Here is a 12,747-nt window from a genome sequence, read left to right as displayed (position 1 = left end):
GGAGCGATCGCCATTATGCAGCGTTACATCATAAGTCTGGGAATAATCTTAGGCATCTGGCTTGCAGGTTGTTCGCCTTGGGTGTCAAATACTTCTGGTATCGGCAATGCGATCGCGCTTGGGGAAGCAACGCCGTCACCCACGTCCCAGTTTAGAGGTCAAATGCTGCCGATTTCAGCACAGGCGACGATCGCAGGTAAGACAATCAATTTAGAAGTGACTCGGACTCCAGAACAACAGGCGTTGGGGTTGATGTACCGCACTTCCTTACCCGATGACCGTGGCATGTTGTTTGAGTTTAACCCACCCCACCCGGTCAGTTTTTGGATGAAGAACGTTAAAATCCCCCTCGATATGATTTTTCTACGGCAGGGGGTTGTCAGAGCGATCGCAGCGAACGTTCCTCCCTGTAATGCTATCCCCTGTCCCACCTATGGCCCCAATACACCCATCGACCAAGTGATCGAACTGCGGGGCGGTAGGGCGTCCCAGTTGGGATTGAGAGTGGGCGATCGCATAACTGTCCAATTTTTACCCAACTCATCGCCACCATAATTTTTTAGTTAACAGTGTTAAGATTATTTACGAGCTTAGTACAAAACGCAAATGCTTTGCTAAGCTGTCCAAGCACCAATTGTTGGGACAACGGTTGGTGTTGGCGCTAGTAAAGCCAAGGGAAACCCCCGACGCTAAGAGTCTGTGCTACTTCCGAAAAGCGTCTTTGTACATTGTGGTGTGGGTGTGAGAAGAGTGAGATAAGCAAAAGTTATAGCAGGGATAACCCAAAGGCATAGTCTTGCCGTAGGGTAAAGCCAGTTTAGTTGCCAAAATCCCACGACCTTTAGGGGATTGATAGGGAACAAAAAGTATCAAAATATATTCCCTGCTGTAGGTGAGACTGATACCAGTAGCGAGGTAGAACAGAAACAATCAAAATGATTCTTTGTTAGCAAGCGCTGCGGTTAAAGAATTCCTGCCTTTAGGTTTTACTCAGGTAGCGAGTCTAATTCTCAAGCATTTCAAGCATTTTGATTTGCTCAATCAATCTACGGCAAGAAAGGCTTGGTGGAGTTCACCCGGTGCTATTTTTTTCTACGCTTGTTACTGGTGGTAAGAGAGGTGCTTATGCAGCGCAAAGACAACCTAAAAAGTGTCTACTTGATCTTCAAACTGGCGGGGTGGATCTCGCATATTGGTGTCTAAAAGAGGAGGTGAAACGCTATGGCACCTGCAACGTTTACGCGGTTTATTCGTTTCTTACAAGAAGAATTGGCAATTTCCAATGGTTCGATTAAAATTGCTTTACGGCATCGGGAGCAAGACCCGGGACCATTACCAATGATTCTTTGGCAGTACGGTTTGGTGACGTTGGAACAATTAGAGAAAATCTATGACTGGCTGGAATCAGCTTAGGATGGAGTTGATCGCTCAATATCTGGTAGTTATGTCAGCTCGATTATGTTTGGGGGTAATGGGCAAGTATAGGCGCATTCCCCTCAGATTCAGCTATTTTCCATACTTCACTCAAGCAAGCGGGTTTAATCAACAACCCGCTTTAAATTTTAGATTTTAGATTTTAGATTTTAGATTTAATTTTTTTTAGATAGCAATAAAATCTGCAATCTCCAATCTAAAATATGCAATTTTTTCCGTGGCTTCTTCTGTATTTTGAAACAAAACTGTGAAGGCTCCAGCACCTAGTTTTTCTTGAGGCCACATGCGGTAGCAAGGAATTTTAGCCAGATGGGATTGATAAGCCGATAAATGGGGAACTTCTACCGGCTGAAACTGGGGAAATTTTTGCAAAAACCACTCGCAAACCGCTTCATTTTCTGCGGGTGAATAAGTACAAGTCATATAAGCTAAATATCCTTGCGGTGCGACAATCTGAGCAGAATTTGCTATAATACGTTTTTGTCTATTTGAACATTGATTAATCGCAGATGGGTGAAAACATCCAGGTGCTTTCCCCCCTTTAGCTAGCAAAGATTGACCCGTACAAGGAGCATCTACAATAACCAACTGGCTAGTTTTAGCAAAGGTTTTCGCTAGAATGCTCGAATCTCGGTTAGCTACAAAAGAGGGATGAATCTGACAGCGTTTTAAATTAGAAATTAACATTCCGAGGCGTTTGCCAATGACTTCGTTAGCAATGAGTAAATCTGGGTGCAAGCTTCTCCAAGCAAAGATACTCTTACCGCCAGGGGCAGCACAGATATCTAAAATTAAAGGCAAAGGTGAAGATATAGTTAACAAAGTAGAAGCTGCAAAAACAGAAGAAAAGTCGAGGCAATAAAAATAACCGGCCTCGTGCAAAGGATGCTGACCAGGTTTAGTATCTAAAGATAAGCGGTCAACAAACGTGGGTTGCCAGGAAGTTGGCGATTGTACAGGGAACGGTAAAATATCTGGTTTCTCTTTACACCAAAGAATGCAGGGATGAAAAGTCTGAGGATGAATTAATGCTTCCACAAATCTTTCTCGCTCCCCTGAGTTGTCAAACAGACGCTGACTGAGCTTAAGTAGTAAATTAGAGGGTTTTTCCATACTTGTATTAATTGCATGTATTAGCCGCAAAAGACACAGTTTTTCAATCCAGTTTTATCCCAGACTGGGAGGTTTTGATGGTATCAGATAAGTTTCGTCATCAGTTACGCCAAGAAGCCGAGCAATGGAAAGCTGAGGGTTTAATTGATGCGTGGCTATACGAGCAATTATCAGAACGCTATCAATTTAATACCCTGGACACATCCACCCGCAACCGCTTTATCGTCATCTTAATCGGGTTGGGGAGTCTGCTTCTAGGTTTAGCAGTAATTACTCTGGTGGCGGCAAACTGGCAGGTATGGTCGCGGGAATTGAGGGTTACCTTGCTGCTGAGTTTGTTTATTGGGGTGAATGCCATCGGATTTTATCTCTGGCGGCGTCCTGCTGACGAATGGCAACACCGTATCGGTCATGGGGTGTTGCTGCTGGGAGCGTTGATTTTAGGGGCGAATATGGCGCTGATGGCGCAGATGTTCCACCAAAGCGGGTCGCCTGCTAGGCTGTTTTTAGTTTGGGGTTTAGGTGTCCTAGCAATGGCGTATAGCTTGCGCCTGACAGTGCTGGGGATGCTGTCGGTGTTGTTGATGGGGATAGGGTATTGGTGGGGATTTTTTGATTGGTTTCCTGAGATGGGATTTTCTTGGATGCATCTGATGCTGCAACACATGCCCATATTAGCGGGTTTGATGTTTGTACCGTTGGCGTATTGGTGTCGATCTCGATGGCTGTTTGGAATGGGAGCGATCGCTATCATCTCTTCTTTAGAGGCTAACCTGACGCGGGTGCAAATTCCAGGGTCATCGGTACAAGCTTTAGTCGCCGCGATCGCTTTTGCCCTCCCACCGGCTTTATTATGGGCTTACGATGACAGGTTGTGGCGAAGTTTTAACGTTACCCGTTGGGACAAACTGCGCTTTCAACCGATTGCTCGCAATTTAGCTTTGCTATGTTTGGGTATATTATTTTACCTGTTTTCTTTCCGGGGATTGTGGCCTTCACCCATCCAAGCGCCAGGGGGAAACGTTCCCCAAGTTGATTGGGTGCTGCTGCTGGATGCGGCAATTTTGGCTTGTTTAACGCTGTGGGAATGGGTACGCTTGGTATGGCGGATGGATTTAACTACGGCTGTTGTGGGTGGGTTGATTGCGATCGCGGCGATCGTTCCTTGGTGGCATATTAGCATTGCTGCGATTCAAGATTCTGCTGTCTGGATTTTTAATATCGCCTTGTTTATCTTAGCGGCTGGTTTAGTGCGCGAGGGACTAAGCTCAGGACAAAGGCGCGGTTTTTGGGGTGGGATGATATTGCTAACGCTGCAAATTTTTAGCAGAATGCTGGAATACGATACGGATTTGTTGTTTAAAGCGTTTATCTTATTTTTGTGCGGCGTTGGGGTGATTGTGGCTGGACTTTGGTTTGAACGTTACGTTAGAACGCTGCATCATAATTAACCCAATCAAATCTAAAATTGCTATGTCTTCTGATGCTAAATTTTCCCAATCGATGCCTTCTTGGCGACTTTGGCTACCTTTAGTGCTTCAAACAGCGCTAATTATTTCAGTGCCTGCTGGAGCTATTTTTATTCACCTTACCGGCAAAACGGCGATCCTGCAAACAGCGCCGGTAGACCCTTATGATTTATTGCGGGGTTACTCGCAAACCTTGAGCTATGATATTTCTCGCCGAGAAACGTTAGAAAAGCTACCGGGTTGGAAAGAGTTAACCAAAGATAAACGATATCAGGAACCGATCGCTCTTTACGTTATTTTAGAAGCACCGGAGACACAGATATCATCTGAGCGTCCTTTGGCTTGGAGAGCGGTCAAAGTTAGTCGCGATCGCCCCACCAATTTACCTTTCAATCAGGTGGTTCTCAAAGGTCTGCTGCGCTATAGTACCGTTACCTACGGCGTGGAAAGCTATTACTTTCCCGAACACCAAAGACAGCTGCTCAACGATGAGATTGAGCGCGCGCAATTGAATCGAGGACAGCAGGGAAAACGTCAGCCTTTCGTCGTCGAAGTCAAGGTAGACGCCGAAGGCAATGCTGTCCCTGTTAGCTTGTGGGTGCGCGATCGCAATTATCGATTTTAGGTAATTGCTAATTGCTAATTGCTAATTGCTAATTGCTAATTGCTAATTGCTAATGGGAAAGAAAGTACCTATTACCTAATCAATAATTGCTAATCGGTAATGGGAAAGAAAGTACCAATTACCAATTACCAATTACCCATTACCCATTACCCATTACCCATTACCACTATTCGTCTTTCTGCTTCATCTGCCAAGTTGCACCTATTGCAGCACTCGCACCAGCGATCAAGCCGGTACTCATTCCTTCCAGCGTTCTTAACTGGGGACTTTTTGTCAAGCATTCCGTTGTCGGATTCTCAGCTAGCCAGCACTGTTGACTATCTGCCCAGCTCGCAGTGCCTCCCAGTACCACACCAATGGCACTGCAAGCCAAAATATATAGCAAGAAGGGATTTCTTTTGTTAGCCGTGGGGCGAAGATTTTTTCTATCCATCGATAGATGACAAATGAGCGATTTTCAGCAAATTAGTCTCCAGTATACTGGGTTGGCGCGAGAATTGAAAGTTATTTTAGCTGCATCAGGACTCGGTTGAGGGCGGCTCTGTTGGCCCAAAAGTATCTGGCAAGTCGCTCACCCTTTCAATTCCTAGCTCGCGACAGATGGCTTTTAGCTGAACCAAGTTGGGACGGGTTTCTGTCTCTCCGGATACCCAACGTTGATAGGTTCGCAGTGGTATGCCGCATCGCACGGCAAATTCAACTTGGGATAGTTTGGTTTTCTCTATCCTGAGCGCTTCTATTGGAGAATTACTCTCTTGTCTGCTTTTTGTCATTATGACATATAGACACGCCGTATTGACACATATTGTTTGACACGTCATAAAGGCGTTATGCCAAACACAACAAAAGGACAGCCCTACCACCTGGTTAGGGTAGAGCGAGATAGTCCTTTTCTCAAAGTGTCTGTCCTAATTACCCGATGGTCAATTAGGCAGAACGAATTTGTTGAGATTGAATTTTGAGGTAATTATGACCAAAAGCTGCAACAGCGATCTGCGATCGCTACTTTTCTCATGGATAATTATCCGCCAATTACCCAATTTACAGCGGATTACGGTGGGAAAATTCCGTAACCGCAGCGACGCCGAGGGACATTTGCAGATTTTGCGGCGAATGATACCTCATGCTCGGTTTGAGGTAGTGTTTGATTTACCCGTGCGGCAATATCCTGGCAAGAATACTTAGGGCGGGCAAGATGTCCACCCCACAAGAAGTCGATCTTGGCTTTGTGGAGTGGGCGCGGGCAATAGGTCCCACCCCATAAGAAGTCGATCTTGGCTTTGTGGGGTGGGCGTCCCGCCCGCCTGTATTCGAGGTAAAAGCTAGATTAAAGTTATGGAGGGACAGCAAAGATCCAAAAATCAAATCCTGTATTTATTAAAAACCCAGGGAGCTAAAAGTGCGATCGCTCTCGCCGAGGAATTGCATCTATCTCCGATGGCGGTGCGGCAGCATTTACAGGCATTGCAGGCAGAAGGTTTAGTAAGCTATCTAGAAGAAAAGCGTCCTTTGGGGCGTCCGGTGAAACTTTGGCGTCTAACAGACCGTGCTGCTGCTATTTTTCCCGATAGTCATGCAGATTTGATGGTTGACTTATTGCAGAGTGTTGAAGCTGTATTTGGTGCGCCTGGACTGGAAAAACTGATAGCAGAGCGATCGCAACGACAAATCCAAGCATATACAGAAAAGATATCGGATGCTGAAGATTGGCGCAGTCGGGTATATGCGATCGCTCGCTTACGCACCCGCGAAGGTTACATGGCAGAAGCGATCGAGTTGCCAGATCATGGGATGTTATTGATAGAAAATCACTGTCCGATTCGCGCCGCTGCTGCTAGTTGCGGACTGTTGTGTAAAGCAGAATTAGAAGTATTTAAAACTTTATTAGGTTCGAGAGTAAAAATTGAAAGAGTTGAACATATTTTAGCAAGCGATCGCCGCTGTGCCTATCTAATTTTTCCTGTTGAGACTGCGGTTAATCAATGTTAAAAGCTGTTAATAACACCGCAATTTTTGCTGTAAAATTAACATAATAATTTTTAGCATATCAAAGCCCTAATCAATCAGACCGCCAAGTAGGGGCACGGCATCAGAGATATTTCGGTTCTTCATCCAAGATTTAATCATGCCGTGCCCCTACGATCGCGATCTAATCAATCCGGAAATTAAACGCGACGATTTTTGATAGAAACCCGCTTTCTTTGCGTAAGTCCTGTGACAGTGAAAGTCATAACTGTAATTAATGCTTTCCCAGTCCTTTTTAAAGGACTTTTGCTATTAGCCAGGGGTTTAAACCCCTGGCAGGTTGTCGGGCAAGCTATTAAATTAATCTAACTCGTGCAAAAAAAGACTAATCAATCCGGAAATTAAACGGCAACCGGGCATAAACACCCATCGGATCGTTCATTGATTTTAGCATGGTTAGCTCTTTTTGTAGTTGTTGATAAGCAACTGTAAGCGGATCGGATTGAGTCGCTTTCGGCGTAAAATCATCCCCATCAACGCTAGCAGAATCGCCGCCTAAATTCTTAAACAGCCGTTCTTCTAAACTGCGGGTTCGAGGATATTCTTGCAACTCCCAATCATCTGCCAACTTAGCTTCTTTGGCAGCAAATTCAACGGCTTTATCCAATCCGCCAATTTCATCCACCAAACCGATTTGCTTCGCCGCCAAACCCGACCAAACTCGTCCTTGGGCAATTTCTTGCACTTTGTTTGTTGATAGCTTGCGCGAGTTAGCAACTTTACCTAAAAATTGATAGTAAATACGGTTGACAGATTGCTGATAAATTGCCAATTCTTGGGGAGTTTTAGGACGAGAAATTGTTTGGGCATCGGCGTAGCGACCTGTTTTTACCCCATCCCAAGTAATGCCGTTGTTGTTGGCTAATTTTTGTACATCTAGCAGCAGTCCAAACACGCCTATAGAACCCGTAATCGTATTTGGTTCTGCAAAAATGCGGTTGGCATAGGTCGAGATCCAGTAACCGCCAGAAGCCGCTACATCGCCCATTGAAACGATTATCGGTTTTTTCTCGCGAATTAGCCTGACTTCGCGCTGGATTACTTCAGACGCTGTCGCACTACCGCCGGGACTGTTGACGCGGAGGACAACAGCTTTGACATCATCATCGAGACGCAGGCGGCGTAATTGACCCGCTAAGCGATCGCCTCCCACTTGTCTCAAACCACCTTGTCCGTTGACAATCTCTCCTTCGGCATAAATCACGGCTATTTTATGGCGAGATTGACGTTTAATGCCAACAGTTCTTGGGGAAACTCGCCCATAGGTGGGTAAGCTGATTTGTTTAAAAGTGCGATCGTCTTCTTTACTTTCGGTTAGTTGCTTGATCTCGGCGACAACTTGATCGAAATAGGCGACTTTATCGACGAGGCGACCTTTCTGTGCTTCCTCTGGATTTAGCACACCTTTATTGTCTGCGATCGCTTGCACTTGCTGCGGACTTAATTCGCGACTCTTTCCTACCGTAGTGCGGAATTCCCCCCAAATATCGTTTAACAATCTTTGGGTTTGTGCGCGATTTTCCTCACTCAACTTTTCCAGAATAAATGGTTCAACGGCTGACTTATATTTCCCAACTCGAATTACCTGAACGCCAATGCCGTATTTTTCCAAAGCGCCTGCCAAAAACATTTGCTCTGCGCGTAACCCGTTCATTTCCATCGCGCCCAACGGGTTTACTACAACCGTATCCGCTACCGAACCTAAATAATAGCTTCGTTCATCCCAATTAGCATCGTAGGCAATAATCTTTTTCCCAGATGCTTTAAACTTTTCCAACGCTTGCCTTACTTCTTTTAGAGTTGCATACCCAGCGCCAACACTGCCAGATTCTCCATTGCCATCTAAATAAATACCAACAATCCGCCGATCTTTAGTCGCTTTTTCGATAGCGTCCAGAACAGTACGGAGGGTAATCGAGTTATCTTCCTCACCCGATACAGCTTGTTGAATTAGTTCTCCCGTCCCCGAAGCGCGGCTTGAATCAGTAATATTGAGGGATAGATCGAAAACTAATACCGACTTATTCCTAACTTGTGGTTCAGTATCTCTAGTTGCAGCTGCAATCAGCAGAAAAATCAGTCCGCTGGCGGCAAGCGCACAGAAAACCAATTGCCCAACCAGACTAGCGAAGGTGTATTTCAGAAAGTCACGCATATTTTTTATTTTTCTGCTTTCAGTTATGTCGGGGCGAGTATAACAAGCATTTAAACCTGCCCCGATCGATCGACCCAACGCCGACCAATATCAACTATGCTAGCTTCTGCAACGCCAGAGAATGTTTTAAGTCTGATAAAGTCCCGTTGCCGGTGCAGAACAGTACTGTGGTGATTTCTGCTACTAGCATCTCGACTAAAGTGTCTAGCGCCGCTTCTGATTCAGCTGCTGCTTGTAAAAAAGGCAACGCTAAACCGGCGATATCAGCACCTAAAGCGATCGCTTTCCCCACCTCTAACCCATTCCGCAGTCCTCCAGAGGCAATTAGGGGGATGTTGGGTGCGATCGCTCTCACATTCGTAATACACTCTGCCGTGGGAATTCCCCAATCGGCAAATGTCGCCCCCAAACGCTGCTGCATCGGATCTTTTGCCCTTTCGCTTTCCACCTTCGCCCAGGAAGTTCCCCCAGCACCCGCCACGTCGATAGCAGCGACTCCCGCATCGATTAATTTTTCTGCCATCGTCGCCGAAATCCCATTTCCAACTTCTTTAGCTATTACCGGCACGGGCAATTTCATGCACAAAATAGCAATTTTGTCAAGCAAACCGCGAAAGTTTTTATCGCCTTTAGTTTGAACGGATTCTTGCAGGGGATTGAGATGTAAAATTAGGGCATCGGCTTGTAATAAATCGATAGCGCGCAGGCATTGATCTAGACCATATTGGTAATTGAGTTGTACAGCGCCCAAATTAGCGAAGAGGAGGATATCTGGGGCGAGCGATCGCACTGCAAAAGTCCCCCCCACTTCGGGATTTTCCACCGCTACCCTTTGAGAACCCACACCCATCGCCAGCTTATACTTTTGTGCAACTTTAGCCAAGCGCTGATTGATAATTCCGGCGAATTCCGTTCCACCAGTCATCGAAGAAATGAGCAGGGGCGCGCCCAATTGTTTCCCTAAAAAACTTGTGGATATATCAATTTCATTCCAATCTAATTCTGGCAAACAACAGTGGGTAAAGCGATAGCGTTCTAGACCTGTCGTTTGTTGAAATTGTACCGATTCTTCCAGACAGACGCGCAAATGATCTGCCTTGCGATTTTGAGTTTCTGTGGGTGAGGTTATTTTTGAATTCACGGCGATCTATTTAGTTACGTTTTTTCCTGGCTAGTTACGAACCTTGGGCGTTGCTAATGGCTAATGGCTAATTGTTAATTGCTAATTGCTATCAGCTCGTAATATAGCATTTCCCCTGATATTAGCCATTAGCCATTAGCCATTAGCCATTAGCCATTAGCGATTAGCGATTAGCGATTAGCCATTAGCAGCTATGCATGATATAATCGGGTACCCGATTATGGCTTGATTAACTCTACTGCATCTCGTCCATCCATATCTTGAAGGTAAACTTTAACTTGTTCTTCCTTAGCTGTCGGTAAATTTTTCCCGATAAAATCTGCTTGAATTGGCAATTCTCGATGACCCCGGTCAACTAGGACGGCTAACCAAATTACTTCGGGTCTACCATATTCATGGACTGCATTCAACGCCGCCCGCACCGTGCGACCTTTATAAATTACATCATCGACCAGTACTATAGTTTTATCGGAAATATCAAATGGAATATCTGTTTTTTCGGGAGTCCGCACCCCAATTTGATCGAGATCGTCTCGGTAGAAAGTAATATCCAACGCGCCTACGGGGACTTGGACTTGTTCTAGCAATTCAATCTGACGCGCCATCATTTTAGCGAGGGGAACACCCCTGCTATGAATTCCCAGCATCACCAGTTTAGACAAGTCGCGGGACTTTTCCACCACCTGGGAAGTCATGCGGTTAACCGTGCGGCGGACTTCTTCTGCTGATAAAATTTCGACAATTTGGGAAGGCATAGGGATTGAGTGGGTAATGAGTAATTGGTAATGGGTAATTGGTAATTGGTTTTTTACCCTCGTTCCCCAGGCGGTCGCCTGGGAACGCTATTACCTATTACCAAATTCCTAAGACCGAATCTGTACTGGCATAATGATGTGCGTTGCTTTTGCGCCTCCCAGAGGTTTCAGCACCACAGGACTAAGTGGATTACCTAATTCCATTTCGACTTCTGGAGTGTTTAAATTCTTGAGACTGTCCATCAAGTATTTGACATTAAATCCAATCTCAATATCGTCTCCAGAAAGCTGAATGGGAACCGACTCCCGTCCGCTGCCAATATCTTGAGCTTCTACAGCTAAAGCTAGTGTTTGCTTGTCGCTATCGAGTTTCGCCTTAACGATATTATTTTTCTGGTCTGTTAAAACGGAAACTCGCTCTAATGCACTCAAAAGTTGCTTGCGTTCGATGATTGCAGACCTGGTAAATTGACGGGGAATCAGTTGACTATAAGCTGGGTACTGTCCTTCTAACAAGCGGGTAGTTAAGCGCTGGTCGCCGATTTCAAAGATTACCAGAGAGCGATCGCAATGCAAAACCACCGAGGGGGTAGATTGGCGCGTCCCCAGCATCCGTTCTACTTCCCGCAACGCTCTTGCCGGAACAGTAACGTTCAATTCGGTCATCGGGAAGGCAGCAGTTTCTTCCTCACCACCGGGTGCAACTTCAGTTTGAACCACCGCGAGTCTATGACCATCCGTCGCGGCAAATTCTATACCATCGTCTTGGCTGGTAAAATGAACTCCTGTCAGTACCTGCTTGGTTTCGTCAGAACTGGTGGCAAATAAAGACCCGTGCAATCCTGCAATTAAAGCCTCAGATGGAATATAGATAGTTTGACCATCTTCTACCGTCGGTAGTTCTGGGAATTCTTCGGTTCCCATTCCCCGAATTTGGTAGCGTCCACCAGATACGGTTATGGTTACTAAATATTCTCCCGCTTCATCGTCGATAGTAATTTCCGCTTCTGGTAAACGGGAAACAATATCGTTGAGTAGCTTTGCCGGTAGGGTGAAAGTCCCGCCAGCTGCCACAGTTGCAGCAAAGCTGGTTCGGATACCCAAACTCAGGTCAAAAGCTGTTAAGCTTACCCGTTGTTGTTCTTCATCTGCGGTTAGCAGCACGTTACCTAACACGGGATGGGTAGGTTTTGAGGGAACTGCACGACTAACTAGCGACAGGTTGGCATTCAGGTCGTTCTGGGTACAAACCAGCTTCATGGGATGTGTGTCTGCCTTGAGTGACTTGACCGATCGTACTACCTGTATTGCCCATCGGGAAAACAACAAGACTTTGCGCCTCGTTATTTGATTAAAGCGGTGTCATTTTTCATATCGGCAGTAGTAGGGACTGTGGAAAATGTGGAAAAAGTCGGCTAATTCTTTCCCTATTGCGGTTTCCGGAACCGATAGCCTGTGGAAAACTTGTGGAAAACTCGGCTGGGTTTTCCACAGAGTATTTATACCGAGTCTGACGCCCCGCAACCGGGTTTCTATAAAAAATCATCGCTTTGTCACCAGAGATCCAGGCAGAAACAAAGGTAATAGATCGTCGTGCGTCAGTCCTGTATACTCTATGACCAAGAAGACTCTCTAGCGCCACTCTTCTTTTGAGCGCAGCACCCGGTCTAGCAACCCTCCTGAATTTATGCGTGTATAACAAGAAAATTCTTCCAAGCTGGAATCCCTTGGATCCTACCATGGGGTCTCCCCAAGTCCTGTGCAATTTTTCCGCTCAAAACGAGCATTTTTCCCCAAAATTTCCACCGTTGCTGATATTCTTTGCAATACTTTACCAGAAACAATCGGTTTAGAGCCTCCCCCTTTAAAGGGGAAAGGAAAAATTAATTTCCTATCCGATCACCTTTGTTTCTTCTGCGATTAGCGAGTTTTATAAAGTATTTTTCTGGTGAAACCCGGTTTCTTTCTCCGATCACCTTTGTTTCTTCTGCGATTAGCGAGTTTTATAAAGTATTTTTCTGGTGAAACCC

At 45.6% G+C, this 12,747-nt stretch carries 14 protein-coding genes; 7 read left to right on the top strand and 7 right to left on the bottom strand.

Annotation, left to right across the window (positions count from 1 at the left end):
• The first annotated feature begins 15 nt into the window (after window positions 1–15).
• From ACE1CM_RS10365 to ACE1CM_RS10355, 3 genes are all read left to right on the top strand, one after another.
• A complete protein-coding gene (locus tag ACE1CM_RS10365; RefSeq protein ID WP_374877338.1) occupies window positions 16–555 on the top strand; it encodes a DUF192 domain-containing protein in 540 nt (179 codons plus the stop codon).
• 388 nt (window positions 556–943) lie between these two features.
• Entirely contained in the window at window positions 944–1,114 is a 171-nt protein-coding gene (locus tag ACE1CM_RS10360) for a hypothetical protein (RefSeq protein ID WP_374877337.1), read from the top strand.
• A gap of 107 nt (window positions 1,115–1,221) precedes the next feature.
• Window positions 1,222–1,413 (top strand): DUF2949 domain-containing protein, encoded by a 192-nt coding sequence (locus tag ACE1CM_RS10355; RefSeq protein WP_226590993.1) that lies wholly within the window; start codon window positions 1,222–1,224, stop codon window positions 1,411–1,413.
• Between the two features lie 186 nt (window positions 1,414–1,599).
• Here ACE1CM_RS10355 and ACE1CM_RS10350 read toward each other — a convergent pair whose 3' ends face one another.
• Window positions 1,600–2,547, bottom strand: coding sequence for an RsmB/NOP family class I SAM-dependent RNA methyltransferase (locus ACE1CM_RS10350; protein WP_374877336.1), 948 nt, complete (start codon window positions 2,545–2,547; stop codon window positions 1,600–1,602).
• 77 nt (window positions 2,548–2,624) lie between these two features.
• Here ACE1CM_RS10350 and ACE1CM_RS10345 point away from each other — a divergent pair, with 77 nt between their 5' ends.
• Both ACE1CM_RS10345 and ACE1CM_RS10340 read left to right on the top strand, forming a co-directional pair.
• Entirely contained in the window at window positions 2,625–3,998 is a 1,374-nt protein-coding gene (locus ACE1CM_RS10345; protein ID WP_374877335.1) for a DUF2157 domain-containing protein, read from the top strand.
• 22 nt (window positions 3,999–4,020) lie between these two features.
• Window positions 4,021–4,641: a GDYXXLXY domain-containing protein gene (locus ACE1CM_RS10340; RefSeq protein WP_374877334.1), complete on the top strand. Its 621-nt coding sequence runs from the start codon at window positions 4,021–4,023 to the stop codon at window positions 4,639–4,641.
• A gap of 166 nt (window positions 4,642–4,807) precedes the next feature.
• On the opposite strand, the gene ACE1CM_RS10335 is transcribed toward ACE1CM_RS10340, so the two are convergent.
• Window positions 4,808–5,074 carry a hypothetical protein gene (locus ACE1CM_RS10335; protein ID WP_374877333.1) on the bottom strand — a complete coding sequence of 89 codons (267 nt, stop codon included), beginning with the start codon at window positions 5,072–5,074 and terminating at the stop codon, window positions 4,808–4,810.
• 85 nt (window positions 5,075–5,159) lie between these two features.
• On the bottom strand, window positions 5,160–5,414 hold the full coding sequence (locus ACE1CM_RS10330; protein ID WP_374877332.1) for a helix-turn-helix domain-containing protein: 255 nt from the start codon (window positions 5,412–5,414) through the stop codon (window positions 5,160–5,162).
• 196 nt (window positions 5,415–5,610) lie between these two features.
• Here ACE1CM_RS10330 and ACE1CM_RS10325 point away from each other — a divergent pair, with 196 nt between their 5' ends.
• Together ACE1CM_RS10325 and ACE1CM_RS10320 are read left to right on the top strand one after the other, a co-directional pair.
• Window positions 5,611–5,826, top strand: coding sequence for a hypothetical protein (locus ACE1CM_RS10325; protein WP_374877331.1), 216 nt, complete (start codon window positions 5,611–5,613; stop codon window positions 5,824–5,826).
• 150 nt (window positions 5,827–5,976) lie between these two features.
• Window positions 5,977–6,630: a helix-turn-helix transcriptional regulator gene (locus tag ACE1CM_RS10320; protein WP_374877330.1), complete on the top strand. Its 654-nt coding sequence runs from the start codon at window positions 5,977–5,979 to the stop codon at window positions 6,628–6,630.
• Window positions 6,631–6,991: 361 nt separating this feature from the next.
• Here ACE1CM_RS10320 and sppA read toward each other — a convergent pair whose 3' ends face one another.
• The 4 genes from sppA to dnaN form a co-directional block, all read right to left on the bottom strand.
• Window positions 6,992–8,821, bottom strand: a complete 1,830-nt coding sequence (gene sppA, locus ACE1CM_RS10315) for a signal peptide peptidase SppA (RefSeq protein WP_374877329.1) — start codon at window positions 8,819–8,821, stop codon at window positions 6,992–6,994.
• Window positions 8,822–8,915: 94 nt separating this feature from the next.
• The gene (fni, locus tag ACE1CM_RS10310; RefSeq protein WP_374877328.1) at window positions 8,916–9,962 is read right to left on the bottom strand and encodes a type 2 isopentenyl-diphosphate Delta-isomerase; all 1,047 of its coding nucleotides are present in this window, start codon (window positions 9,960–9,962) and stop codon (window positions 8,916–8,918) included.
• A gap of 218 nt (window positions 9,963–10,180) precedes the next feature.
• Window positions 10,181–10,717 (bottom strand): bifunctional pyr operon transcriptional regulator/uracil phosphoribosyltransferase PyrR, encoded by a 537-nt coding sequence (gene pyrR, locus ACE1CM_RS10305; RefSeq protein ID WP_374877327.1) that lies wholly within the window; start codon window positions 10,715–10,717, stop codon window positions 10,181–10,183.
• Window positions 10,718–10,825: 108 nt separating this feature from the next.
• Window positions 10,826–11,977, bottom strand: coding sequence for a DNA polymerase III subunit beta (gene dnaN, locus ACE1CM_RS10300; RefSeq protein WP_374877326.1), 1,152 nt, complete (start codon window positions 11,975–11,977; stop codon window positions 10,826–10,828).
• Window positions 11,978–12,747 lie beyond the last annotated feature (770 nt).

The organism is Microseira sp. BLCC-F43 (assembly GCF_041929235.1).
Classification (GTDB): Bacteria; Cyanobacteriota; Cyanobacteriia; order Cyanobacteriales; family Aerosakkonemataceae; genus Microseira.
Note: the sequence above shows the minus strand (reverse complement) of the source record. Positions and strands in the feature narration are given on the sequence as shown.

Excerpts from the sequence above, each read along its gene's own strand:
- ACE1CM_RS10365 (WP_374877338.1), top strand. The coding sequence starts at position 16 with ATGCAGCGTTACATCATAAGTCTGGGAATAATCTTAGGCATCTGGCTT.
- ACE1CM_RS10355 (WP_226590993.1), top strand. The coding sequence starts at position 1,222 with ATGGCACCTGCAACGTTTACGCGGTTTATTCGTTTCTTACAAGAAGAA.
- ACE1CM_RS10350 (WP_374877336.1), bottom strand. The coding sequence starts at position 2,547 with ATGGAAAAACCCTCTAATTTACTACTTAAGCTCAGTCAGCGTCTGTTT.
- ACE1CM_RS10345 (WP_374877335.1), top strand. The coding sequence starts at position 2,625 with ATGGTATCAGATAAGTTTCGTCATCAGTTACGCCAAGAAGCCGAGCAA.
- ACE1CM_RS10340 (WP_374877334.1), top strand. The coding sequence starts at position 4,021 with ATGTCTTCTGATGCTAAATTTTCCCAATCGATGCCTTCTTGGCGACTT.
- ACE1CM_RS10335 (WP_374877333.1), bottom strand. The coding sequence starts at position 5,074 with ATGGATAGAAAAAATCTTCGCCCCACGGCTAACAAAAGAAATCCCTTC.
- ACE1CM_RS10330 (WP_374877332.1), bottom strand. The coding sequence starts at position 5,414 with ATGACAAAAAGCAGACAAGAGAGTAATTCTCCAATAGAAGCGCTCAGG.
- ACE1CM_RS10325 (WP_374877331.1), top strand. The coding sequence starts at position 5,611 with ATGACCAAAAGCTGCAACAGCGATCTGCGATCGCTACTTTTCTCATGG.
- ACE1CM_RS10320 (WP_374877330.1), top strand. The coding sequence starts at position 5,977 with ATGGAGGGACAGCAAAGATCCAAAAATCAAATCCTGTATTTATTAAAA.
- sppA (WP_374877329.1), bottom strand. The coding sequence starts at position 8,821 with ATGCGTGACTTTCTGAAATACACCTTCGCTAGTCTGGTTGGGCAATTG.
- pyrR (WP_374877327.1), bottom strand. The coding sequence starts at position 10,717 with ATGCCTTCCCAAATTGTCGAAATTTTATCAGCAGAAGAAGTCCGCCGC.
- dnaN (WP_374877326.1), bottom strand. The coding sequence starts at position 11,977 with ATGAAGCTGGTTTGTACCCAGAACGACCTGAATGCCAACCTGTCGCTA.